This window comes from Streptococcus parasuis (assembly GCF_021654455.1).
GTDB lineage: Bacteria > Bacillota > Bacilli > Lactobacillales > Streptococcaceae > Streptococcus > Streptococcus parasuis.
Genome location: NZ_AP024276.1, coordinates 766,404 through 791,662, shown reverse-complemented (window position 1 = coordinate 791,662; position 25,259 = coordinate 766,404). Strand labels below are relative to the sequence as shown.

Annotated in this window: 26 protein-coding genes; 12 read left to right on the top strand and 14 right to left on the bottom strand. The window is 38.4% G+C overall.

The features are described 5' to 3' along the window. Nucleotides 1–44 precede the first annotated feature (44 nt). Together L6410_RS03990 and L6410_RS03985 are read right to left on the bottom strand one after the other, a co-directional pair. Nucleotides 45–251 carry a hypothetical protein gene (locus L6410_RS03990; protein WP_237396232.1) on the bottom strand — a complete coding sequence of 69 codons (207 nt, stop codon included), beginning with the start codon at nt 249–251 and terminating at the stop codon, nt 45–47. 315 nt (nt 252–566) lie between these two features. Continuing rightward, a complete protein-coding gene (locus L6410_RS03985) occupies nt 567–1,010 on the bottom strand; it encodes a DUF2798 domain-containing protein (protein WP_237396225.1) in 444 nt (147 codons plus the stop codon). Between the two features lie 228 nt (nt 1,011–1,238). On the opposite strand from L6410_RS03985, the gene L6410_RS03980 reads away from it, so the two are divergent. The 3 genes from L6410_RS03980 (at nt 1,239) to L6410_RS03970 (ending at nt 3,817) form a co-directional block, all read left to right on the top strand. Continuing rightward, the gene (locus L6410_RS03980) at nt 1,239–2,054 is read left to right on the top strand and encodes a Cof-type HAD-IIB family hydrolase (protein ID WP_237396223.1); all 816 of its coding nucleotides are present in this window, start codon (nt 1,239–1,241) and stop codon (nt 2,052–2,054) included. A gap of 9 nt (nt 2,055–2,063) precedes the next feature. Then, complete coding sequence (gene pepT / locus L6410_RS03975) at nt 2,064–3,284, top strand: peptidase T (protein WP_172089919.1); 1,221 nt, start codon at nt 2,064–2,066, stop codon at nt 3,282–3,284. Between the two features lie 134 nt (nt 3,285–3,418). Further along, the gene (locus L6410_RS03970) at nt 3,419–3,817 is read left to right on the top strand and encodes a DUF5684 domain-containing protein (RefSeq protein ID WP_172024554.1); all 399 of its coding nucleotides are present in this window, start codon (nt 3,419–3,421) and stop codon (nt 3,815–3,817) included. A gap of 258 nt (nt 3,818–4,075) precedes the next feature. Here the strand turns inward: L6410_RS03970 and L6410_RS03965 are convergent, their stop codons facing one another. After that, a complete protein-coding gene (locus tag L6410_RS03965) occupies nt 4,076–4,990 on the bottom strand; it encodes an AEC family transporter (protein WP_237396216.1) in 915 nt (304 codons plus the stop codon). A 299-nt stretch (nt 4,991–5,289) separates the two neighbouring features. Between L6410_RS03965 and L6410_RS03960 the strand changes: the two genes are divergently transcribed. The 4 genes from L6410_RS03960 to L6410_RS03945 are packed head-to-tail and all read left to right on the top strand — an operon-like array spanning nt 5,290 to nt 8,159. Beyond that, nucleotides 5,290–5,607 (top strand): PadR family transcriptional regulator, encoded by a 318-nt coding sequence (locus L6410_RS03960; RefSeq protein ID WP_172006200.1) that lies wholly within the window; start codon nt 5,290–5,292, stop codon nt 5,605–5,607. Next, nucleotides 5,604–6,722, top strand: a complete 1,119-nt coding sequence (locus L6410_RS03955; protein ID WP_237396215.1) for a DUF1700 domain-containing protein — start codon at nt 5,604–5,606, stop codon at nt 6,720–6,722. The genes L6410_RS03960 and L6410_RS03955 overlap by 4 nt, the downstream gene beginning before the upstream one ends. 11 nt (nt 6,723–6,733) lie before the next feature. Next, nucleotides 6,734–7,318 (top strand): DUF1700 domain-containing protein, encoded by a 585-nt coding sequence (locus L6410_RS03950; RefSeq protein ID WP_237396213.1) that lies wholly within the window; start codon nt 6,734–6,736, stop codon nt 7,316–7,318. Continuing rightward, on the top strand, nt 7,305–8,159 hold the full coding sequence (locus tag L6410_RS03945; protein ID WP_237396210.1) for a DUF4097 family beta strand repeat-containing protein: 855 nt from the start codon (nt 7,305–7,307) through the stop codon (nt 8,157–8,159). Before L6410_RS03950 ends, L6410_RS03945 begins: the two co-directional genes overlap by 14 nt. Before the next feature lie 35 nt (nt 8,160–8,194). Here L6410_RS03945 and L6410_RS03940 read toward each other — a convergent pair whose 3' ends face one another. Both L6410_RS03940 and L6410_RS03935 read right to left on the bottom strand, forming a co-directional pair. Continuing rightward, nucleotides 8,195–8,554, bottom strand: coding sequence for a DUF1304 domain-containing protein (locus L6410_RS03940; protein ID WP_014637833.1), 360 nt, complete (start codon nt 8,552–8,554; stop codon nt 8,195–8,197). An 18-nt stretch (nt 8,555–8,572) separates the two neighbouring features. Further along, the gene (locus L6410_RS03935) at nt 8,573–8,986 is read right to left on the bottom strand and encodes a MarR family winged helix-turn-helix transcriptional regulator (RefSeq protein ID WP_044692590.1); all 414 of its coding nucleotides are present in this window, start codon (nt 8,984–8,986) and stop codon (nt 8,573–8,575) included. Between the two features lie 161 nt (nt 8,987–9,147). Between L6410_RS03935 and L6410_RS03930 the strand changes: the two genes are divergently transcribed. Genes L6410_RS03930 through L6410_RS03920 form a run of 3 tightly spaced genes read left to right on the top strand, consistent with a single transcriptional unit; the run spans nt 9,148 to nt 11,612 of the window. Then, a complete protein-coding gene (locus tag L6410_RS03930) occupies nt 9,148–9,906 on the top strand; it encodes a threonine/serine exporter family protein (protein WP_202105951.1) in 759 nt (252 codons plus the stop codon). 3 nt (nt 9,907–9,909) lie between these two features. Then, on the top strand, nt 9,910–10,362 hold the full coding sequence (locus L6410_RS03925; protein ID WP_074391097.1) for a threonine/serine exporter family protein: 453 nt from the start codon (nt 9,910–9,912) through the stop codon (nt 10,360–10,362). 56 nt (nt 10,363–10,418) lie between these two features. Next, complete coding sequence (locus tag L6410_RS03920; RefSeq protein ID WP_237396208.1) at nt 10,419–11,612, top strand: cation diffusion facilitator family transporter; 1,194 nt, start codon at nt 10,419–10,421, stop codon at nt 11,610–11,612. 60 nt (nt 11,613–11,672) lie between these two features. Here L6410_RS03920 and L6410_RS03915 read toward each other — a convergent pair whose 3' ends face one another. The 6 genes from L6410_RS03915 to L6410_RS03890 all read right to left on the bottom strand — a co-directional run bounded on the left by L6410_RS03915 (nt 11,673) and on the right by L6410_RS03890 (nt 17,140). Beyond that, nucleotides 11,673–12,509 carry an amino acid ABC transporter substrate-binding protein gene (locus L6410_RS03915; RefSeq protein WP_237396679.1) on the bottom strand — a complete coding sequence of 279 codons (837 nt, stop codon included), beginning with the start codon at nt 12,507–12,509 and terminating at the stop codon, nt 11,673–11,675. A 13-nt stretch (nt 12,510–12,522) separates the two neighbouring features. Then, nucleotides 12,523–13,155 carry an amino acid ABC transporter ATP-binding protein gene (locus tag L6410_RS03910; RefSeq protein WP_024396247.1) on the bottom strand — a complete coding sequence of 211 codons (633 nt, stop codon included), beginning with the start codon at nt 13,153–13,155 and terminating at the stop codon, nt 12,523–12,525. Between the two features lie 9 nt (nt 13,156–13,164). After that, on the bottom strand, nt 13,165–13,806 hold the full coding sequence (locus L6410_RS03905) for an amino acid ABC transporter permease (RefSeq protein ID WP_024392702.1): 642 nt from the start codon (nt 13,804–13,806) through the stop codon (nt 13,165–13,167). A 149-nt stretch (nt 13,807–13,955) separates the two neighbouring features. Next, entirely contained in the window at nt 13,956–15,767 is a 1,812-nt protein-coding gene (gene glmS / locus L6410_RS03900) for a glutamine--fructose-6-phosphate transaminase (isomerizing) (protein ID WP_237396200.1), read from the bottom strand. Between the two features lie 163 nt (nt 15,768–15,930). Further along, the gene (gene lepB / locus L6410_RS03895; protein ID WP_237396198.1) at nt 15,931–16,479 is read right to left on the bottom strand and encodes a signal peptidase I; all 549 of its coding nucleotides are present in this window, start codon (nt 16,477–16,479) and stop codon (nt 15,931–15,933) included. Between the two features lie 34 nt (nt 16,480–16,513). Further along, on the bottom strand, nt 16,514–17,140 hold the full coding sequence (locus tag L6410_RS03890; protein WP_024396252.1) for a GDSL-type esterase/lipase family protein: 627 nt from the start codon (nt 17,138–17,140) through the stop codon (nt 16,514–16,516). An 84-nt stretch (nt 17,141–17,224) separates the two neighbouring features. Here L6410_RS03890 and L6410_RS03885 point away from each other — a divergent pair, with 84 nt between their 5' ends. Continuing rightward, complete coding sequence (locus L6410_RS03885; RefSeq protein WP_237396196.1) at nt 17,225–18,340, top strand: NAD(P)/FAD-dependent oxidoreductase; 1,116 nt, start codon at nt 17,225–17,227, stop codon at nt 18,338–18,340. 60 nt (nt 18,341–18,400) lie between these two features. Then, a protein-coding gene (locus L6410_RS03880; protein ID WP_237396194.1) for an IS630 family transposase occupies nt 18,401–19,248 on the top strand; the annotation gives its coding sequence in 2 pieces (ribosomal slippage) (nt 18,401–18,704 and nt 18,704–19,248; 849 coding nt in all). 135 nt (nt 19,249–19,383) lie between these two features. Here the strand turns inward: L6410_RS03880 and pyk are convergent. The 3 genes from pyk to L6410_RS03865 form a co-directional block, all read right to left on the bottom strand. Continuing rightward, the gene (gene pyk, locus L6410_RS03875; RefSeq protein WP_172024567.1) at nt 19,384–20,889 is read right to left on the bottom strand and encodes a pyruvate kinase; all 1,506 of its coding nucleotides are present in this window, start codon (nt 20,887–20,889) and stop codon (nt 19,384–19,386) included. 68 nt (nt 20,890–20,957) lie between these two features. After that, nucleotides 20,958–21,968, bottom strand: coding sequence for a 6-phosphofructokinase (pfkA, locus tag L6410_RS03870; protein WP_172055473.1), 1,011 nt, complete (start codon nt 21,966–21,968; stop codon nt 20,958–20,960). Nucleotides 21,969–22,052: 84 nt separating this feature from the next. Further along, a complete protein-coding gene (locus L6410_RS03865) occupies nt 22,053–25,163 on the bottom strand; it encodes a DNA polymerase III subunit alpha (RefSeq protein WP_237396191.1) in 3,111 nt (1,036 codons plus the stop codon). Nucleotides 25,164–25,259: the final 96 nt, after the last annotated feature.

Here is a 25,259-nt window from a genome sequence, read left to right as displayed (position 1 = left end):
AATGAAACTGTTGCTGAATCCCACGTGTAGGCAATTTTCTGGTTTTATCGATAGTCAAGAAGAACCATCACTTCACGGAATCCTTCCATTTCAAAAACCAGCTTATCGCCCTCAACTCTCAACTGTGGAAACCAGCGTGCAAATCCAGAATCGGTCGCCAACAGATTCCACGTTTCAGCCAAACCAGCTGGAACAATATAAGAGATAGTTAGTAAATAGGTATCTAATTCTTTCTGGACATTAATCTTCATACGTGACTCCTCTTCTATTTTCTTATTATACCAAAAAACACCGGCCAATAACCGATGTTTCCATTATCTATATTTTTTTAATCCTTACAAAACATGGATTCTGTAATAAATCGAAACAAAAATTTCATCATTGAATTATCAACAGTTTTGTTCTTTAATAGAACACAAATATTCGAGCAACATAGTAATGTCATGAAGGCACCTACATCCCCATATATTATTTTATTAACTATTCCTATTAATTATCCAAACATATGTAACAATTTCAATTTTCAAAAGTCAGCTTTTCAAATTTTATCATGTTGAAAAATTCAACTAATTATTTATATTATGATGAAATCTTACGACAATTTTTCCAGCTAAAGGACGGACTAGAAAATAACTTAGTGGAAATGAGATAATGATATTTCTAGAAAAACGAGTAAGATACAAAGGTATTTGAAAGGGTAGCTTGCTCATGTATAGACCAAATAACCCCATTGCAAGCCCCATAAGAATGGAACGAAAACCGCTAATTAGAAAGTTCATTTGTTTCACATTTGAAATCTTGGTTTGTAAATAAACTGTCCATATAGACACCAGTGGATTAACAATTTGTACAACAATAAATGAGACGAGAACCGCTGTCAAATAGGCAGGTACAAATATCTGGAAGCTTAACCGATCTGCCCACCATAAGTTCCAGGCAGTCATCACTGATGACATCATTAATGACATTAAACCTGCAAAAATCAGCCTATCTTTTATGCTTTTCGACATTTACTTCCCTCCAAAACAATTTATTACTTTCGATACATTAATTATACCATGAATCACTAGTTAATGATAAAAATTTTATCAAAAACCTTATAGACTTTTTACAAAATAAGACTCCGTGAATCAAATCAAAACTGAAGAAGCGGTTTATCCCCAATCCCATACCCCTCTAGATTACTTTCTATTATTAATTTGTGCTATACTAGTCTTATTGAAAACAAGGAGGATATTATGATAAAACTCATCGCCCTTGATATGGACGGAACGCTTTTAAATGAGAAAAAAGAGTTGAAACAAGCAGAGATTGACGCTATTCATAAAGCTGTTAAAGCTGGTGTCACAGTGGTTTTATGCACAGGACGTCCTTTAGTTGGCGTCAAACCCTTTGTCAAACAACTAGGGTTTGATACGGAAGAAGAATATATCATTGTCAATAATGGTTGTTCGACACATTCTACAAAAAATTGGGCCCTAGTTGACTGGGAGGAATTAGCTATTTCAGACGTTGAATATCTCAGTACCTTCACAACTAATGATGCTGTCCAAATCTCCCTTTTTGATGAAGAGGAATACTTTGTATTAGCAGAACAAGCAAATGCGACCGTGTCCTTAGATGCTGGATTAGTTGGTATGACACCATTACCAATTGATCTTACAGAGGCTACATCAGGTAAACATCGTTTCTTCGAAGCCATGTTCGTCGGTGAAAAAAATGCCATTGATGCATTTGAAAATCAATATAACACTGTGCTCAGCCAACGCTATTCCACCGTTCGTTCACAGGACTATCTCTTGGAAATTCTACCAAACGGAGCAAGCAAAGCTTCTGGTTTGAAAAAGCTAGCGGACCGACTCGGTATTCTTCCTGAGGAAATTATGGCCATAGGTGACGCCAACAACGACCTTGAAATGATAGCATTTGCAGGTCTGGGAATCGCCATGGGCAACGCCAATGAACAAGTCAAGGCTATTGCCCAAGACATTACAGATACCAATGAAAACAATGGTGTTGCAAAAGCCATTGAAAAACATATTTTGAACAAATAAGGAGACAACATGAAATACCCTACACTTTTAGACCGTTTTTTAGTTTATGTCAAAGAAAATACACGCTCTGATGAAAGCTCAACAACTACACCTTCTACCTATAATCAAGTTGAGTTTGCACAAAACATTCTCTTGCCTGAAATGGAACGCATTGGTTTACAGAATGTCCACTATCTACCAAATGGTTTTGCGGTAGGAACACTGCCTGCCAATGATCCAAGTTTGACACGCAAGATTGGTTTTATTGCACACATGGATACGGCTGATTTCAACGCAGAAGGTGTCAACCCACAAATCATCGAAAACTACGACGGAAATCCTATTGCCTTGGGCACATCTGGCTATGAATTGCATCCAAAAGACTTCCCACAACTTACCAACTACCAGGGTCAAACCCTGATTACCACAGATGGTACTACCTTGCTAGGATCTGATGACAAGTCAGGCATTGCAGAAATCATGACGGCAATTGAGTACTTGGTGCAGAACCCTGACATCAAACACTGTGAAATCCGTGTCGGCTTTGGTCCTGACGAAGAAATCGGTGTCGGTGCAGACAAGTTTGATGTGGAAGATTTTGATGTAGACTTTGCCTATACGATGGACGGTGGACCGCTAGGCGAGCTCCAGTACGAGACCTTCTCAGCTGCAGCTGCTAAAGTTGATTTTCTTGGACGCAATGTGCACCCAGGTTCAGCCAAAGATCAAATGATCAACGCTTTCCAACTAGCTATCGACTTCCACAATGCTCTTCCTGAAGAAGACCGCCCTGAAAAAACGGAAGGGTATCAAGGCTTCTTCCACTTGATGAACATGGAAGGTAGTGTTGATACCGCTTCGACTAGCTACATCATCCGTGACTTTGAGGAAAAAGATTTTCAGGCACGAAAAGAACTCATGCTGGACATTGCTGAGAAAATGAATGCCAACTTTGACACTCCACGTGTCATTGTCCACTTGCATGATCAGTACTACAATATGAAGAAAATCATCGAAAAAGACATGACTCCAATCAACATTGCCAAAGAAGTTATGGAAAATCTTGGTATCAAACCTCTCATTGAACCTGTTCGCGGGGGAACAGATGGGTCTAAGATTTCTTTCATGGGCATTCCAACACCAAATATCTTCGCAGGTGGTGAAAACATGCACGGTCGCTTCGAATTCGTTAGTCTTGAAACCATGGAACAAGCTGTAGATGTCATCCTTGGAATTGTTACTGCTAAATAAGATTTAAATCGGTTATCAAATGATAGCCGATTTTTTATAATGTTAAAAAAATAAATAAAAAAATGCAAAAATATATTGTATTATTGAACTAATACTAATATAATAGAATTATCAAATAGAAATGGAGAATTATTATGACAAACGAAACATTACTACAAGGTATTCTTATCGGTATTTGGGGAACAGCACTTCTTTTCTCACTTATTTGGTATATCCTGGTTGCTATTTCAAACTACCTTCTTTTTAAAAAAGCAGGCTATGCAGGTTGGAAATCATTGATTCCATTTTACAATCTCTATACCCAACAATGTATCACATTTGGCTATGAAAAAAGATGGTTCATCCTCCTTTTACTGATTCCACTAGTAGGACCTCTATACGGCATCTATCTGGTTTACTCTTTTGGCCGTAGTTTTGGACTATCAGCCCTACAAGCTGTCTTGTATGTTTTCTTTACACCAATCTTCAACCTCTACCTAGCCTTCAATGACGGAAGTCGTTACCAAGGCCCGCAGGAATTCTTTATTGATTAATATATTGGAAATAAGACTTTCGAAACAAGTCACTATCGTAGAGTACGACAAGCCGATAGTGACGATGTATCAAAGCTAATTCAAATGACTAAACTTTGAAATGAGATAGTAACAGAGCTATATCTTTAGCTTAATGACGCAAACACAGTTCTCTCAATTTCCAGATTTCAAGATCTCCCAGATAGCTGAAACCAGGCTACTTTTGATTTTCATTGAGTATGAGACAGATTTTAAGCCCTCGCACAAGCGAAGGCTTTTTTATACGAATAGAAAAATAAGAAGTACCATCACAGCAAGGCTAACAAGTATAGATAGGGAATTGACATTCGCAGGTTCCGCAGAACGGCTTCCTAATTTTAATGCATAAATTGGTGACATGACCGAAATTGGAGATGCTAAGCACACCAGAAGCATCATTTTCATAGACTGCTCAATTGGGAGTAGAAAATAGATGAGGGCCCCCATCAAGATATTGGCCCCTAGTCGCAGAAACAAGAGGTAGGACAATCGACCAATTTCCTTCCAATTCAGTTTTAAATCAAGGAGGATTCCCAACATCAGCATCGCTAAAAATGGATTGGCATTGCTAGCAATCGTCAAAGTAGAGAGGATTTCTTGTGGAAGTTGTATGGATAAACTAGCAAGCAAAAGACTGACTAAGTATACCATCAGCGGAATTGAGTGCGAAATGTTTTTTAAAAATGATGTAACAGACATCCCTTCTTTTTCTACATCAATTCCAGTTGCAATACTGTAATTTCCTCCTAAAACCATAATTGCATTTCCTGCATCAAAGACGATGACACTTAGCAAACTGCTCGCTGGAAAGAAGGCTTGAACAAAAGGTAGTGTGAAAGTACCTATATTGTATCCAGATAATTGCATGAGCCCGACTGACGCTTGATGTCCAGAATGTTTAGCCTCCCAGTATCCTACTAGATTCAAAAGAAGATTACACAGAATTCCTAAAAGGAATGGGAGATAGAGACTGAACGATACTTGTGCTGTTGAGGAGGCGATGAATAAGGAGGCTGGCAAAGTTACATTCATGACCAGAGTGGAAAAAATAGTGGCATCTTCTCTTCGGACTATTCCCTGGATTTTTAAAATGTAACCTAGACCAATTACGCAAATAAAACTAAAAGCGCGAGTTAATAATTCAAGTTCTTTCATGGATATAGTATAGCATAGAGAAGTTCATTCTGATTATATATAAAAATTTTATATAAATACTTGATTTTAGGAAATGATAGGTATATAATTTATATATAAAAATTTTATATGTAGTCTTTTAGTTTACTTTTACAACATACTCCAACTATCTGGTAGTTAGTTGGAGGTTGAAAATGAAGCAAAATCTGTTCGCTTCAGCCGTATAAATCAGGGTTGAAGTGTACAATACGAACTGCTAAGATTTTCTTTGTAATAAAAGGAAAACTAAGCAACTAAAACAAGATCATAGAGGTGATTTTATGTACTACCCTGTATCCTCTATCTTGATTGAATTTCTGATTCTATCTATTGTTGAAAAACAAGATTCATATGGATATGAAATTAGTCAGACCATCAAGATAGTCGCTGATATTAAAGAGTCGACACTTTACCCCATTCTGAAAAAACTGGAGAAAGCAGGATTTGTAACAACCTATACTCAAGAATTTCAGGGGAGAAAACGAAAATATTACACCATTACCCCGAATGGTCGAGATCATATCCCCTTCCTCCAGGCAGAATGGGATGCCTACAAAACAAATATAGATGGAATTATAGAAGGGAGCCTACGAAAATGACCCGCAACGATTATTTTGAACAATTGGAACAAGCACTTGCACAACTTCACCCAACTGCAAAGCAAGAAGCATTAGACTATTTTAACGAATTTTTTGATGAAAAAGCTGATGACCAAGTTGCCATTCAAGAATTAGGTTCACCTGAGGAAGTTGCCAAAGAAATCATTGCCAATTTACCAGAGGATGCCCTACAAGATCCTCACGACCAGTCTTCTTCAGACAGCACAAACCCGTTCAATTTTGATTTTGATTTCGATTTTGATTTTCAGTTTGACTGGGATGAATTCTTCAAAAATTTCAGATTTTCATCCAATCAAACTAGTAAACAGAACAGCTTGAAAACTAAGGTTGAGAAACTTCCAAATTGTAAAGAGATTCATATTTACTTAGAGGACAATAGCCTGACTGTACAGGCTTGGGATGATGAGGTTGTCTTATTCTCATATCCAACTTCCTTAGTTGACAGCTACCAATCATTTGAATACCAACTTGTCAATGATCATTTATATATCAGCAGCAAGCCAATACCAGATAATCTAAACTTTTCTAATAATCAAATTAGCTCTGCTATTCTCAAAATCCCAAAAAGTCTATTCCCTCTGAGAACTGTTCATCTGAAACTAATCGACAGTAGCTTAACAATTGTAGATATGCAATTGGAAAAACTGCTCGAAATAAATTCGGAAGATAGCAATCTAACATTGACCAAGGTTCAAAGTCCTGCCACATCAGTTCAACTAGAAGATACCAGTCTCACTCTCACGGATAGTCAATTCGACGAGTTTACATGTAGAGCGAATGATGCGGTAGTTCATCTAACAAGTGTCAACCTGTCCACAGCACGCGCAGAATTAGAAGATTGTGTCTGGAATCATAAAGAATTTAACTTAAACAACACCTTTAGTTGCCATGCTCAAGATTCTGTCTTATCATTTGGACCAATTAAGGATATTAACTTAGACATCACAGAAGAAGATTCCAGCCTAAAACTGCCAAAGGATATGACATTTACAATGATAAAAGATGATGATACCACTCATCTTAGCTACAAACAAGCTAATAGTCCCGCACAGTTGGTCATCCAATGTGAAGACTGTCAAGTTAGCTTTGGATAAAGGAGATGACTATGAATCGGAAGGAATATTTGCAGAAACTTGAAAAGCAGCTGAAACATCTACCTAAAGAAGACTTTCAAGATACGCTTGACTATTTCAATGAACATTTTGATGAAGCCGGACCTGAAAATGAACAGGCCATTATCCAAGAACTGGGTACTCCCAAAGAGGCTGCACGGGATATTCTCGCACACTTATATAACAAGGAAAAATCCGAGAAAAAACCAAACACACGTAACATGGTTTGGCTCATAATCTTATCCATCCTCGCAGCTCCTATCGGCATTCCCCTAGCAATTACCTTAGTCGCCCTCTTCATTACCCTAATCCTGCTCATACTCAGTGCTATTCTAATCCTCATCTCACTTTGGATAGTACTCCTAAGCCTAGGTATCGCCCAGCTACTCCTCGCATTCGACCTTTTCTCACTCTCCTGGTCTTCCTCGCTTCTCTTCACAGGACTAGCCCTCATCTGTTTTGCACTCTCACTTCTCGGCAGCAAGCTCACGCTTGATTGGAGTAGCAAATCCTTCTTGCTTATTTTACACTGGATACAAAGAACAATTCGCAAAGGAGATTATCATGAGAAAGCTTAAACCATTTACGAGAATTAATCTTGTCCTGCTCACACTTGGAACCATTCTCACCCTCATCGGCTACCTAGGTGGGGGATGGAAAAATCTGAAAACAGTTTCAGAAAACTACTACCAGCCTCAAACTCTAAGCTTTAGCGACATTAGAGCTATTGAAGTCAATGAACGACTGTCTATCATGCCATCGCCTGACAACCAATTCCACCTCCACTACTATCGAAATCAGCATAAAGACATCGACCTCCTCAGCCACCAAGTCCAAGATGGAAAATTAACCATTTCTAGTGCCTATCAAGGCATCGTTACTTATGATGGTTTACTCGAACCTATCTTAAATCTTGTCAATGACCAGAATGTTGCCTACTACCAACCTGTCTTACAGGTCCCTAAAAATAGCACAATCGAAACACTTTCAGGCACCCTTCAAGGAGACCTTTATTTGGATAAAGTGACGATTCAAAATCTTGAACTCACTGCAGAAGATGGGGACATCTTGATTGAAAACAGTCACATCAGCCTTAGTAGGCTATTACACATCAATGGAGAAGTTACAATCAAGCAGTCCACATTAATAAGTCCAGCGGACATCACAGATACTTTCGGGAGTATTCTAACTGTTGAGGATGGGGATTTTAAAGCAGAAAACCTAAGACTAGAAGGAAGACATAACATCAGTAATTACAATGGTTCCATTGACATTTCTCTTCATCCCAAAACAAAAACTGACATCCATATAGATGCCAGTCAAAATAATCTGGGAATTGACCTTCCAACCTATTCCAATCCCCAAGCCACTAATTACCTCTATATCTCTACACTAGATGGTGAATTGAGCATTCGGTAATCGCTAAAAGCCCTCCTCACGGAAGGCTTTTTAACTTATTTAAACAACAAAATAGAAATCAAGGCCAAGATAGCTGGTCCACCTTGGGTTAAGATGATTTTTGGACTTGCTGTAATAGCACCATAAGCTGCTGCAGCAATAACATATAGAACAAAAATGCTTGTAATTTCTAAATTACCAGTAAAAATACCGTAGAACAAGAAAACCGCCAACAAGCCATTATAAATTCCTTGATTCTTGAACAAGGCAGTCACAGACTTACGTTGTAATTCTTCCTTCTCCATATTGAATACGCGACTAGTAGAGTCTGAGTGGGTCGCAAAGGTTTCCAAGTACATGATATATAGGTGCTCAATAGCTACGATACTAGCTAGAATAGTGGTAAAAATAGACATAATGTCTCCTCTCAAAAATTATATAGGTAAATTTTGCAAGCCAATCAACAGTTTATCAAGAGTGGCTAGGAATTGCTCGCTCTCCTCAACAGTTAGAATCTGATTCATCGAAGTTTTGATAGCTTGGTGGTGGGCGATTAGCGCTTCCCTAGCCTGCTCAGTTGGCCAGACAAGTACTTCTCTCTGATTGTCAGGATTTCGCTTGCGAATGATATAGCCGCTCTCCTCCAACAATTTGAGATGACGCGTAACCGCTGCGCGGTCTATCTGAAGCCTCTCCTGCAAAGCCAACTGATGCAGGGGTGCATCTTTTAATAATGTTTGCAATATTGAATAGCGTGTCAAACTGATTCCCAACTGCTTTTCAAAAAGATTGGAAATCGTCTCATCTGCCACTTTCAATCTGTATAACAAATCTTCCATTTCTTGCATTATCTACCTCTTTTGATTGATTAATCAATCGTTGATAAGTCAATTATACTACAATCCGAACAATTTTCAACTATTTTGCCTATCTATTAAAAAAATATGTTGCCTACACCTATATTTTGTTATAATTAAGAAAATAACTAGCAGAGGGATGGGACTTACTTATGGAAAACACTCCTAGACTAAACTTGGTCATAGACGTGCTCATGCTCGCTGGTGCGATTTTGGCACAAAGCGGTGCAGAAATTCACCGAGTTGAAGATACCATGATTCGGATTGCACATTCACAAGGAATTGAACAGGCCAATGTCCTTGCCATCCCTGCTGCTATCTTTTTCTCCATCGACCATACGAATATTTCGCGTATGAAACGCATCGTAAATTCAAATTACGACATGCAGAAAGTTTGTGACGTCAACCAAATCTCCCGTTCCCTAGCCAATGAAGAAATCAGCCTAGAAGACGCTTGGAGCCAATTAAATGCAATCAAACAACAAAAGCCACCTTATAACAATATCCAAATAACCTTAGCTGCCGTAGTAGCCGCACCATTTTTTACCATTATGTTCGGAGGTTCTCTTTTAGATGCAGCAGGTGCTGTCCTCGCAACGGCTTTGGCTTTCCCTATCTCACTGATTGTCGAGCGCTACGTTGGAATTGATTTTGTTACCACCTTCGTTGGCGCCTTTATCTTCTCACTTACCTCTTACTTATTAAGCACAACCACTACTCTCCCCATTAATCCCAACTTAATTAACGCAGGGGCAGTCATGCCTTTTGTACCAGGGATTGCTTTTACAAATGCTGTAAGAGACCTTATGACCAATCATATCAATACAGGGATGACTAAATTTTTCCAAACAGCGCTTATTATCTTATCGCTCGGTGCAGGTACAACTGTGGCCTTTATGCTTGTGAGGTAATCTATGACACTAGTTAACTTCTTATTACAGGCACTCGCCTCTTATATCGCTATCGCAGCCTTCTTAATTGTTCTCAATGTTCAAAGAAAAATGCTGGTCCCTGGTGGACTCCTAGGCATGCTAGTCTGGCTCATCTATCTTTCATTATTAGGACCAACTAATGTACTGATTGCAACCTTCCTTGCAGCAATTATCGGATCTTGCATTAGTCAAATCATGAGTATTTTACTTAAAACACCATCTGTTATTTTTTCACTTGCTATCCTAGCACCGCTTGTTCCAGGCTATCGAGCCTACATGACCACGACTTATTTCGTTTCTGGTGACCACGCTCAAGCCCTAACCAATATCACTACCGTCTTAACTTTAGCCTTAGTCATTCCCATCGGTATGGCCAGCGGAACAATATTATTACGCCTTTATAAGGTTCTTCGAACAGGCAAAAAAACAGCCTAACCCCTTGAAAATAAGGGGCCTTTTTGTTAAAATGAAAACTTATCAAAGGAGATGCTATGAACCAAAACGTAACCAATTTAAAACTTGCTGAACGTGGTGCCTTGCTATCTATCGGTGCCTATATTATCTTATCAGGTATCAAACTCGTTGCAGGACAGCTCTTTCATTCAGATGCCTTACGAGCAGATGCCTTCAATAATATTTCTGATATTATCGGTAATATCGCTGTACTTATTGGACTAAAAATGGCACAGAAACCAGCTGATACCGATCATAAATTTGGACACTGGAAAATGGAAGATTTAGCAAGCTTGATTACATCCTTCATCATGTTTATCGTTGGTTTCCAAGTACTCTATGATACCCTCCAAAAACTAATCAGCAATTCTTCTATCGAAGTAGACATTATGGGGGCCATTGTCGGAATCTTTTCTGCACTAGTTATGTTAGCTGTTTATTTATATAATAACCGCTTGGCAAAAAAAGTACGTTCCAAGGCCTTAGAAGCAGCTGCCAAGGATAATCTATCCGATGCAGTCACTTCCATAGGAACTTCTATCGCAATCTTTGCTGCGGCTTTCAACTTCCCTATTGTCGATAAAATTGCAGCCATCATCATTACCTTCTTTATCCTAAAAACAGCCTACGATATTTTTATGGAAAGCTTCTTTACCCTGTCTGATGGATTTGATGAAAATTTATTGAAAAAGTACGAGGAAGATATTCTCAAACTCCCAAAAATCGTTTCTGTCAAATCACAACGTGGTCGGACTTATGGAGCCAATATCTATCTTGATGTTGTTTTAGAAATGAATCCAGACTTATCCGTTTATGAAAGTCATGAAGTGACTGAGCAGGTTGAGCAACTCCTAACACTCAAACATGGTGTTTTTGATGTAGATATACACGTAGAACCATCTGAAATTCCACACGATGAGATGTATGAACACATTTATGATAAACTCTTCCGATTTGAAACAGAGATACAAGCACATGCTACTGGATATGAGACTTTAATTGATGAGAACTACCTTCTCATCGATGCCAAAGGTCGGTATCAAGATAAAACTCAAATGCTTGAAAGTCACCCTGTTCAAACAACCTATCTTTCCAACTATCAGATGATTTCTATTAGTCAAAAGTCTAAACTAGTTACATTTGAAATTGGCGATTTTGTCCATACATCCCTCTGGCGTCGTCATGAAAATTGGACTGTCATTTTCCACCAAATATCAAAGAAACAAGCCTAGTCGAACGACTGGCTTTTCTTTTGCACCAAAAAAGAGCACGTGGCTCTTTTTCTTATATTATTAGTTTTTTACTGCATCGGTTGCAACATCCTCACCAAACCATTTTTGAGATATTTCCTGGAACTTACCTTCTTTGTACAATTCAGTAAATGTTTTATTGATATTTTCTACAAGTGTCGTATCTGACTGACGAGCTCCGACAGCGAATGCTTCATTTTCAAATCCAGCATCAATGATATGATAGTCATCAATGATTCCCTCTTGTTGCAAGTAGTAATTAGCATATACTCGGTCAATCAAGAGACCATCAATACGATCATTTTTCAAGTCAATCAAGGCTTCATTGAATGTTGCATATTGGCTTGCATCATTATTTTGCACAATATCTTTTAGGATAGCAGGCTGGCCTTCAAACACTGAATATCCTGAAGAACCGGCTTGCGCGCCCAGCACCTTGTCTTTCATATCAGTTACCTGACTGATATTGGAAGATTTTTTGGTGACAAGAACTTGTTGGTTGTCCATGTAAGGATTGGTAAAAAGAACTTTATCTTTCCGTTCATCCGTAATTGAATACCCATTCCAAATTAAATCGATATTGCCATTCGTTAATTCCGTTTCCTTCAAGTCCCAGTCAATTGGCTGCCATTCAACAGATATTCCATATTTTTCAAACACAGCATTTGCTAAATCAATATCAAAACCTGTGTAAGAACCATCTGTTTGTTCAAATCCCATAGGAACGAAGGTTTTATCAAACCCAATCGTAATAGATTTTTCAGATTCGTAGGTAGACCAGTTATCTGATTTGGTTGCTGAGTCGCTAGACCCACATGCTACTAAAGCGAAACTCGATACGAGAGCAACTGCTCCTAAAACAATCTTTTTCATATTCATCATATTAATTACCTCAATGTTTTGGTTCAATTTTGATGATTTCATCTGCGATATTTTCAGCAAACTGCATATCGTGAGTCACTACGATTTGCGTTATACCTGTCGCCCGATTTTCAAGAATCAATTTTTCAACTTCTTTTCTCAATTCGGGGTCCAAGGCTGAAGTTGGTTCATCATAACCAATAATCTCAGGATCAATCATCATAGCACGGGCTAGGGCCACTCGTTGCTTTTGTCCACCCGATAAGGAAAATGGATAAGCAGTCGCATGGTTGGCTAACCCAAGAGTATCCAATAGTTTACGGGCCTTGTCTTCCGCATCTGAACGAGACATGTTCTGTGTCTTTATTGGAGAAAGAATCAAATTTTCCAAAACGGATAAGTGTGGAAAAAGCTGGAAATCTTGAAAGACAAAGCCCAGCAAATGTCGCTTCTCTAATTCTTCAAGCGGTAAAGTCTGACCATTGTAAATCAATGTTCCTGAATCAATGGTTTCCAATCCTGCCAACATCCTCAATAAGGTCGTTTTACCACCACCTGATTGACCAACAATAGCTACAATTTTCCCCTCAGGAATAACTAAATCATAGTTGGAGAAAATCTGTTTGTTACCAAAACGTTTTGTAAGATTACGTAATTCTAACATGGCTTCCTCCTATCTATAGTAGTCAAATTTCTTTTCTACCTGTTTAGAAACGAGTGTCACAACTCCAATCATCAAAAGGTAGATGGCCCCTGCAATAAACATTGGTGCTAGGCTTGCATCTCGGTTGGCAGCCGTTCGACTAGCTAGCAAGAGATCGCTCACCCCAAGAGCATAAACCAATGAAGTGTCCTTCACTAATGTCATTACTTCATTGAAAACACTAGGTAGTACTATTTTTACTACCTGTGGTAAAACGATATATCGAATCGTCTGAACGGGTGTAAATTTTAATACTTTAGCAGCTTCGTATTGGCCGGCAGGGATGGCTTCAATCCCCCCTCGGAAAATTTCTGAGAAATAAGCCGCATAATTTAGGGTGAAAGCAAGAATAACCGCTGGCATTCGATCAAAAGTAATACCCACACTTGGTAAAACGTAGTAAACAAAGATTAATTGTAACAGCAACGGTGTTCCACGCATAATTAGTACATAGATATGCAACAACCACTGCAAGGGTTTAAATCGAATCTGCATCAAAAACGCAAAAACTGCTCCTAAAGGCAGGGATAAAATTAATACGAAAAAAAATACCTGCAAGGAGACAACCGCCCCACTCAATAGGCTGGGTAGGACTTCCAAAACATAATCCATAGAGTTCTCCTAAAAGAATTAGTAGGTTCTAGTATATCAAAAAATATCCTTTATTTCAAAGAATTTTTAATAAATTCTCCATCGGATTGTATATTATTGCAATATTTTTGCAAAAAGAAGATTTGGATTCACCAAACCTCCTCTACAAATTATTCAACTGTTACTGATTTCGCCAAATTACGTGGTTTATCAACATCCAAACCGCGTTGTAATGTTGCATAGTAAGCAATCAACTGTGTTGGAACGACCATAGCAATCGCTGACAAGAATGGATGAACAGTTGTAACAGTGATGTCATCTTCTTCCTTAGCTACTGCTTCATCTACTATTGTCAAGACTTTGGCACCACGCGCCACTACTTCCTGAATATTGCCTCGAGTATGGCTTGCAAGGTGTGGATGATTTGAAATCAAGGCCAAGACAGGAACACCGTCTTCAATCAATGAAATGGTACCGTGTTTCAATTCACCTGCCGCAAAGCCTTCACATTGGATGTATGAAATTTCTTTCAATTTCAAGCTGGCTTCCATAGAAACGTAGTAGTCACTACCACGACCGATATAGAATGCGTTGCGAGTGGTTGATAAGAGTTTTTCAACTTTTTCAGCAATCACATCTTTTTCTGACAAGCTGGCCTCGATAGATTGAGCTACGATGGACAATTCATGCACCAAGTCAAATTCTTTCGCGTAGGCATTGCCATTTGCATCACCAACAGCCTTAGCCAAGATTGCCAAAGTCGCAATCTGTGCAGTGTAGGCTTTTGTAGAAGCTACCGCAATTTCTGGTCCTGCATGGAGCAACATGGTGTAAGTTGCCTCACGTGATAGGGTAGAACCAGGAACGTTGGTCACAGTCAAACTTGGAATGCCCATTTCATTAGCTTTAACCAATACCTGACGGCTATCAGCAGTTTCACCTGACTGGCTAATCATGACAAAGAGCGGCTTTTTACTCAAAAGCGGCATATTGTAGCCCCACTCTGATGAAATTCCCAGTTCTACTGGTGTATCTGTCAATTTTTCCAAGAAGTCTTTTGAGGCAAATCCTGCGTGATAGGAAGTTCCAGCAGCCAAGATATAGATACGGTCAGCTTCTTGTACTGCCTTGATAATATCCGCATCAACCGTTACCTGACCAGCTTCATTAGTATATGCGCTAATCAATTTACGCATAACAGTTGGTTGCTCGTCGATTTCCTTGAGCATGTAGTATGGATAAGTTCCCTTACCAATATCTGACAAATCGAGCTCAGCTGTATAACTACCACGTTCAATCGCATTGCCATCATAGTCCATGACTTCAACACTATCTTTTTTCACGATAACCAATTCCTTATCGTGAATTTCCATATATTCACTTGTCTCACGAATCATAGCCATGGCATCTGAGCAAACCATGTTATAGCCATCGCCCAATCCAATCAAAAGTGGAGATTTATTTTTGGCAACATAGATAGTATCTGCATCCGTAGCATCAATCAAGGCAAAGGCATATGAACCTTGAATAATCTTCAATGCTTTTTTGAAGGCTTCTAGAGTTGACAAACCTTCTTCTGCAAATTGACCAATCAAGTGGACAGCAATCTCTGTATCAGTCTGCCCTTTCAAGTCATGTCCTGCAAGATACTCTTCCTTGATTTCTGCATAGTTTTCAATCACACCGTTGTGAACAAGGATATGTCCAGCAGTTTGAGATGTATGAGGATGAGCGTTATTCTCAGTTGGTTTCCCATGAGTCGCCCAGCGAGTATGACCGATCCCTGTTGTCCCTTCAGTCTTATCGCCAACTTTTGCAGACAATTCTGCAATGCGACCAACAGCTTTCACAAGATGAGCTTGCTCACCACCTGTGATAAAAATACCTGCTGAATCATAACCACGGTATTCTAATTTTTCCAGTCCTTGAATCAAAATATCAGTTGCGTTTGTATTTCCTACAACCCCAACGATTCCACACATATTATTTACCTAAGATGTTAACTAACATTTTCTTTCATTATTAATAAAATTGGTATAGTCCTATTTCAGGCCGATAAACCAGTAAAAACAGTATACAATAAGCATTTTGGATTGTCAACACAAAAATTGGTATAGCCCTTTTCTTTATGTAAGTAAAAAAGGACTAGTTTCCATTTACTAATCCTGTTTTTATAAAACCAAAATCTGAAAGCGGACTAATTCTAAATGTTAATCGACCAATCACATTTTTTTTAGGAATCAAACCAAAAGTCCTACTATCATCTTTATTTGTGCGATTATCATTCAAAACCAAAAAATAATCCCTTGGAATTACTTGAAGCTTTCCATCTGTGATGGTAGCCACCGTTAAATCCTCCGTATAATATTCTTGAAATTGAGGAGCATCCAAATAAGTTTCATCCACTACGACATCATTTCGATATAATACATCATCCATATAAGTGACTCTCTCATTAGTCATCGCAATGACTCTGCTGACATACTCGTGACCATCAACCGAATACAAAATGAAATCTCCATGTTCAATCGTTGCATTTTTAAATGCAATAATGGAATCATTTTCATGTAAATAAGTATTTGATTCATCTTTGGTAATTGTTACTGGCTCAAAAAACCAAACACGTAAACCAATGATTCCCGTTAGTAACAATAATAACAATACAATGTGTTTTACAAAATCTCTCTTAACCATAATCTCACCCTTTCACTTAACATTATATCATATTTCAAACTATTTCATTGACGAGATGACGGTAAATTTCAGAAGCAATTACTTGGTTTCCTAGTGGATTCAAATGGAGCCCATCACTATAATACTCATTATGACCTTTTGTTACCGAATAGAGATTTATAACTGGTAGATCCAATTGATTCCCTATTTCAGTAATAATTGTTTGAAGTTCTGCTTCAACAATTTGATTATTCAATCCAAAGCGACTGGTTGGAACGAAAGGTGGAATAACAAGATAGACATCTGGCTGACTTGAAAGATTAGCATAACGCTCTGCCATTTCTTTATATTCCCGGACAAACCGTTCTCTATTCCAATAAGGCGCTCGGCTATCATTACTGCCTATCATGATGATCACAATATCCGCTTCGCTATCTAAAGATAACTGAGCATTTTTCTCATTAAAATAAGGAAAATCTGCAGTTGACTGAAGTGAACGCCCACTCAAACCATAATTTGAAACTTGATAATGTGAGCCAAGTTTCTCAGCTAGAATACAAGGATAGGCATCTTTTTCACGATTCTCTAAGCCATATCCATAAGTCAAACTATCTCCGACTGTTGCAACTTTTACGGCCCCACTTCCAACGGTTAGGACCTCAGGATACATTATATCTGACACACGAACTCCTCAATTTTTCTTATTTTCTATTGTATCATGTTGAAAAAAATAAATAAACTTATGAATTTGTGATATAATTAACTTATGAAAAAACAAGTTATTATTATAGGCGGAGGAATAGTCGGTTCAACAGCTGCCTTCTATCTCTCCCAAGAAGAACAAATTGACCTTACACTAGTAGACTCTGGGGTAGGAACAGCTACTCGAGCTGCTGCTGGTATCATTTGCCCATGGATGGCTCAAAAGAAAAATAAAGACTGGTATAAGTTAACATCCGATGGTGCTGTTTTCTACCGTCAATTGGTAGCCGATTTGGAAAAATCGGGTGCTACTGAGATTCCCTTCAAACAGACTGGAACTATCGGACTAAAAAGCAAGCCTGAACTACTTGATAAAATCCAAAAAATAGCGGAGGACCGTCGTGCTGACACTCCAACTATCGGGAAAATCACCCCTTTAATTGGCGCAGAAATCAGCCAGTACCTGCCACTACTTAAACCAGACTATTTTGGTATCCATTTAGAAGGTGGCGGTCGTATTGATGGTGGGCGTTTAATTGATATCCTTCAAGAGCAAGTGTTAAAAAATGGCGGAGCGCTTCTACAAGGACAGGCAAAACTGTTAGATGCCAATAGAGTCGAAGTAGATAATCAAGTGCTTAGTGCTGACCATATAATCTTAGCCACAGGAGCCTGGTTGCCACATATTCTTGAACCTCTTGGTTATCAAGTGGATGTTCGACCACAAAAAGGACAATTGTTCGAATTAGATACAGAATTCGATACCGACAATTGGCCAGTTTGTATGCCATACGGAGAGATTGACATCCTACCATTTGAAAATGGAAAAATCATTATTGGTGCAACTCATGAAGATGATATGGGCTACGATTTAGAACTAGACCCTGAAAAAATCCAAGCCATGCATGATAAAATAGCTGAATTCATGCCTGATTTGGCAAATTATCCTGTAGCCAGAACTCGCATTGGAACGCGAGCCTATACTTCAACTTATTCTCCATTCTACGGAAATATTGAGGATATGCCTAATGTCTGGGTAGCTAGCGGTCTAGGCTCTACTGGTTTAACAAATGGGCCAATTATCGGTTGGCAAATCGCAAACGAAATTCTTGGATACGAATCAAACTTAGATCGAACACCATACTCACCTAATAATTATATAAAAAGAGTCAAAAACTAGCCTTTGACTCTTTTATAGTAAAATGAAACAAAAATAGTACATTTGTGGTATAATATACTTATGGCATATTCATTAGATTTTCGTAAAAAAGTTCTCGCATACTGTGAGAAAACCGGCAGTATTACTGAAGCATCTGTTGTTTTCGATATTTCCCGCAACACCATCTATCAATGGCTAAAATTAATGGAGAGTACAGGCGAGCTTCATCACCAAGTTAAGGGAACCAAACCAAGAAAAGTTGATAGAGAAAAATTAAAGAACTATCTTAAAGCTCATCCAGATGCTTTTTTGACTGAAATAGCTTCTGAATTTGGCTGTCATCCAACAGCTATTCATTACGCTCTCAAAGCTATGGGGTATACTCGAAAAAAAAGAGCTGTACCTACTATGAACAAGACCCTGAGAAAGTAAATCAGTTCCTTAAAGAATTTAATAACTTAAGTCACTTGACACCTGTTTATATTGACGAGACAGGGTTTGAGACATATTTTCATCGAGAATATGGTCGATCTTTGAAAGGTCAGTTGATCACTGGTCAGGTCTCTGGAAGAAGATTCCAGCGGCTATCTTTAGTCGCAGGTCTTATAAACGGTGAGATTATAGCCCCAATGACCTACAAAGAAACCATGACTAGTGACTTTTTCGAAGCTTGGTTTAAAACATTCTTACTACCCACTTTAGATAGACCATCTGTTATCATTATGGACAATGCAAGGTTTCATCGGATGAGTAAGCTAAAAGAGTTATGCAAGGAGCAGGGTCATAGACTTTTACCACTTCCTCCTTACTCACCTGAGTATAATCCCAGTGAGAAAACATGGGCTCAGATTAAAAAACACCTCAGAAAAGTATTGCCAAATTGCGATACTTTTCTTGAGGCACTTTTGTCCTGTTCTTGTTTCAATTAACTATATTTTTCACTTTATTTATTCCCTTTATTTAATAGATTTGAGAACTGATTCATACTTCTTGATATTGCTAAACAAATAAAAACCTACTGTACAACGAATAATCGTTGATACAATAGGCTTTTTCTTTATAGATTATTTTACAGTGCGAACACGCATTGTGTTTGTTGAACCTGATACACCAACTGGCACACCAGCAACGATAACAATATCGTCACCTGATTCAACAAGACCTTGTTCCAAAGCAACTTTTTCAGCCAATTCGAACATATCATCAGTTGAGTCTGGTTTTTCAGTTACTACTGGAATAACCCCCCAGTTCACCATCAATGATTTTTGAACTTTCTCTGTGAAAGTAATTGCAAGAATGTCTGCATCTGGGCGGTATTTAGAAATTTGACGAGCTGAGAAACCAGTTTCTGTCACAGTTACCACCAATTTGATGTTCATTGAATGACAAGCATCTTTAACTGCAGATGCGATAACTTCAGTTTTAGAAGCACGGTTAAAGTGATCTGAATTCAAACGACCATATTCATTCAACAATGTTTGAGCATTCTTAGCAATAGTTGCCATTGTGCGTACTGATTCAACAGGGTATTTACCATTTGCTGACTCACCAGAAAGCATTGTAGCATCTGTACCATCGATAACTGCGTTGAACACGTCTGAAACTTCTGAACGAGTTGCACGTGGTTTTTCAGTCATTGTTTCCAACATGTTTGTTGCCGTAATAACTGCTTTACCAGCCGCATTCACTTTAGTGATAATCATTTTTTGGTAAACTGGAACCATTTCAAACGGTACTTCAATACCCATGTCACCACGCGCAATCATGATACCATCAGCTGCTTCGATGATTTCATCAATATTATCGATACCTTGTTGGTTTTCAATTTTTGCGAACAATTGAACATGATCGTTACCAGTTTCTTTACAGATGTTACGCACTTCTTCAACGTCTTTTGCAGTACGTACAAATGAAATTGCGATGAAGTTCAAACCTTGCTCAAGACCAAAACGAATATCTGCGTTATCACGATCTGCAAGAGCTGGGAAAGGAATTTTAGTGTAAGGAATGTTTACACCTTTTTGTTTTGCGATAACACCATCATTTTCAACACCAACGATGAATTCACGAGTTTCTTCATCTTTAGCAATAACTGTCAATCCAAGTTTACCATCGTCTACAAGGATTTGTTTACCAACTTCAACGTCGTCGAATACATCAAGACCACCAGCGACGTTCAAAGCAATCACTTCTTTAGTTGATTTGATGCCTTGTTTTGTTGCTACGCGAAGTTGCTCACCAGTTGTATAAGAAAACTCTTTTGCATCACCTTCGAATAACTCAGTACGAATTTCAGGACCTTTTGTATCCAACAAGAAAGCTACTTTTTTACCAGCAATTTCTTCAGCTCGACGTACAGTTGCCATACGTTCACCTTGCTCTTGGTGGTCACCATGTGAGAAGTTGAAACGGAATACGTTAGCACCTTCAGTAATCAATTGGGCAATTTTTTGAGCAGATGCTTCAACATCTAATTTTTCGCCCCAGTAACCATCGTCACCGAATTTTTTACCACCGCGGATTTCAACCGCAGGACCAAGAGTTGCAACGATTTTGACACGTTTGTTCATGATAAATAAAACTCCTTTTATTTTTATGGTCTTATGACCCTAAATTAACACTATAAAACAACGTTACTTTAAATAGACAAGTTACGATTTAAATCAGCCAATTCCAAATCTGCTTTGTGTGGATTATTTACAACAATCTTACCGTCAGCAGTCAAGCTGAACAAGGCACCTTCTTCTGCAGTTCCTAGAATTGGATTTTCTACCATTTGTTCATTGCGGATACCTACTGCAAGGCCTCCACGACCTTCTTTCAATAGTTTAACCGCATGAGCTCCCATACGAGATGCAAGTACACGATCACGTGCTGTTGGTGAACCACCACGTTGAATATGACCGAGTTCAGTCACACGAAGATCGCTAGTATCACCAGCTGCCTTCAACTCTTCAGCAAATTTAGCAGCAGGCATAACTCCTTCAGCCAAGACAATAATGCTATGTTTCTTACCATTTTCGTAGCCAGCTTTTATACGCTCTACAATTTCACTGATATTATATTCTTCTTCTGGAACCACTATGACATCAGCACCAGATGCAATACCAGCCCAAAGAGCAATGTCACCTGCATGGCGACCCATTACTTCGACAACAAAGGTACGTCGGTGACTTGAAGAAGTGTCACGGATCTTATCAATCGCGTCCATAGCAGTAGTTACAGCTGTATCAAAACCGATTGTAAAATCTGTACCTACAATGTCATTATCAATTGTTCCCGGAAGACCAATAGCTGGGAAACCATGTTCTGTTAAGCGCATTGCACCATGGTAAGAACCGTCACCACCAATGACAACTACACCTTCGATACCATGTTTTTTCAATTGCTCAATCCCTTTAAGTTGCCCTTCTAATTTGGCAAATTCTGGATAACGAGCTGAACCAAGGAATGTTCCTCCACGTGAAATTACATCACCTACAGAACGTGCAGACAATTCGTGGATATCACCCGCAACCATACCTGCGTAACCTTCATTGATTCCATAAACTTCCATTCCTTCTGAAATTGCTTGGCGAACAACTGCACGAATAGCAGCATTCATACCAGGGGCATCACCACCACTGGTCAAAACAGCAATACGTTTCATTCGTTTATGCTCCTTTAACTTTTCATTTTAACTGCCCTATTATAACATACTTAAGATAAACTTGCTTGACTTTTTGCTAATTTTTTATCGAAAAATCGCTTTCATAACAAATTCTGCCAATTCTTCTTCTAATTGAGGCGTTTTCATTACCAAATATGTCTCAGCTTGAATTGTCTGATTACTATCTTGATAGTGTAGAACAACGGGAATAGTTCCCCTATATTTTTCTAAAATGCGAGCAATTGCAAAATCATTCTCTTTGTTTTCTAACAATATCCAAAGTTTTTCTTGTGCGACCAATTCTAAATAATCCAGCACGAGTTGGTGTTGATTATCCCGTTCCTGAACCCTTCCAGTCAAATAACAAATGACATTTTCTTTTAAAAACGATTGATATTTTCTGTAAGTTTCAGGAAATAAAGTAACATCCAATTTATGTTTTGTATCGGTTACTTGTAGAAAGGCCATTTGCTCCCCAGTTTTTTTGGTTCGAATAACACGCACAGATTGAATTTGAACCAAAACTGTTGCCTTGCTTTCAGTTTCTAAATCTACAATGTCAGTAAGTCTTTGGGAAGATTCTTTTTGTAATTGAATGAGAGGGTGTGGACTAATTCCCAAACCAATTATTTCTTGTTCCATGTTGTATTTCTCGATATTGGAATAGTCATCCACATGCTTCCAACTATAGGCTTCCTCCGCAAAAAAAGTCCCAAATGCTTCCGCAAAAACGAACAGATTTTCAAGATTTTCAACTATTTTCTTCCGATTCGACTCAATCTCATCAAATAAACCAAGTTGTATCAACGGCAATAACTGTTCTTTTTTTCTATATTGATGAGGTAGTCGTAGAATAAAATCTTCGAATGTAATGAATGGTCGATTTTCTATTATCCAAATAGCGAAATCTCTAGATAATCCTTTAATAGTTTTTAAACCAATGTAGATTTTATCTTGCTCAAATTTATCATGGTAAGGAATGGTATTGATGTACAATGGGGCAATCTGAAATTCGAATTGCAAGGCATCATGAATATAAGCTACATTCGAATAATTCAACATCACTTCAAAAAATACATCTGGATAATGAGTTTTAAAATAAGCCATCTGAAAGGCAAGGGCTGAATACGCATAGGCATGACTTCTATTAAAACCGTATCCAGCAAACTTGGCCATCATCGCAAAAATATCTTTGGCTTTTGACTTCTCATGGCCATTCTTTTCAGCTCCTATTAAAAAATCAGCCTCCATCGCTTGCATTTCCTGAACATTTTTCTTAGACATGGCTCGACGGAGCAAGTCAGCTTTCCCAAGCGTAAATCCAGCATACACTTGAGCAATCTGCATGACCTGTTCTTGATAAAGCATAATCCCGTAGGTCGGTTCAAGTATAGAAGCAATTGATGGATCTAACAAGACGACTGCTTCTTTGCCCTGTTTTCGTTGAACAAAATTCTCTGAATAATCACTCGCACCCGGGCGGTTCAAACTTGTTGTAGCTACGATATCCTCAAAACGATTAGGTTTTACACGTTTTAATAAACTAATGGCACCTGGCTGTTCAAATTGAAAAATACCTTTGGTCAGCCCTTTGGCAAATAATTCTAAAGTTGCCGAATCCTCCAAATCAATTGCAGCAATATCAATCGTTTTATTATATTTCTTCTTGACCAATTCCGCCATTTTCTGAACAAATGTCAGGTTTCTTAACCCCAGAAAATCCATCTTTAGAAGTCCATTAGCTTCAACCGCGTGAGCATCATACTGTGTTATCAGCATATCGTCGCCGATTTTTAATGGAATAGTATCCGTCAAGTCCTCGTCACTAACCACAACACCAGCAGCATGAATTGATGTTTGCCTTGGCTGGCCTTCAATTTGTCTAGCAATAGCAAAGGCTTTTTGATACTCTATTTTACTATTGATGATTTGGCGAAATGCGGCGTTTCTCTGATAAGCGGACTCCAGACTATCACGAAAAGAAATTTTTTTAGTAATATTGGTCAGTTCATATTCCGGTGTTCCAAAACGCTTAAAGACATCGCGGATAGCTTGCTTGGCTCCAAAAGTAGAATAGGTCACAATTTGAGCCGCATGCGTCGTACCATAGCGATCACGAACATAACGGATAAAATCCGAGCGATGGACATCCGGTATATCAATATCTATATCGGGCATAGAATACCGTTCACTATTTAGAAACCGTTCAAATAGCAAGTTGTGTTTGACAGGATCAATACCTGTAATATTTAATGCATAAGCAACCAAACTTCCTACAGCTGATCCTCGTCCCATTCCCATATAGTAACCCTGGCTACGACCAAATCGAAGTAAATCCCATACAATCAGGAAATAATCATCAAATCCCATCTGATGAATGATGGCCAATTCCTTATCCAAACGTTCTTGATAAAGGGGGAAATCCAATTGTTTTTCCGCTAAGCCTGCTTGTGCTTTTTCTCTCAATTCCTCAACTGCAGGTCGCTGACGATTAAATCGAGGAAGTTTAACTTTTTTATCAAGATGATAAGAAACATTTTCCACTAATTGTGCAAGATTGGAGATTGCCTGAGGATATCGCTCCTTGAAGATCATCGTTAATCTTTCAGCAGATAGTAAAACTTGCTGGTGTTCAATTTCGTTTACTTGATTAAGAGGAATATTGTCTCTGATAGCACGTAAAACTTGAAGACTCTCTAGTTGATTTTCTTGAAAATAACGCACTGTATGTAACGGAAGGACAGGATGGTCAAAAGACTGAACTGGTGTATCTGAATAAATACCTATATAATAGTCTACCCCCAAATCAAGTTTATCGACACCATCTTTAAAAGGGACAATAACTGCAATATCTTGAAGAAATTGACGAATCGAATCAAAATCATCTTGACCGGTCATTTTTGCGGTAGAGATTTTCATCAGGTTTTGGTAACCCTTTGTCGATAATGCGATCAGTTTCGTTAAAATTTCTGACTGGCCGTTATTATATTTCCAGTCCAATTCACAACCAATGATGGGTCTGAGCCCTTCTTTTTGACAGGTTTCCAAAAATCCATATGCAGCGTACAAAGAATGAATATCCATGATTCCTATAGTCTGATAGCCAAGATTTTTTGCACGTTTAACGTATTCTTCAATTGTAACCATGCTATCCATAAAGGTATAGACGGTTTTTGTATCTAATTGCGCTAGCATGGAGTTCTCCTTTTATTGTTATATTCATTATACCAAAAATATCGATACCACGCATTGCGTGGTTCGGTAATTCCAAAATTCAAAGTTCAAGTTTTA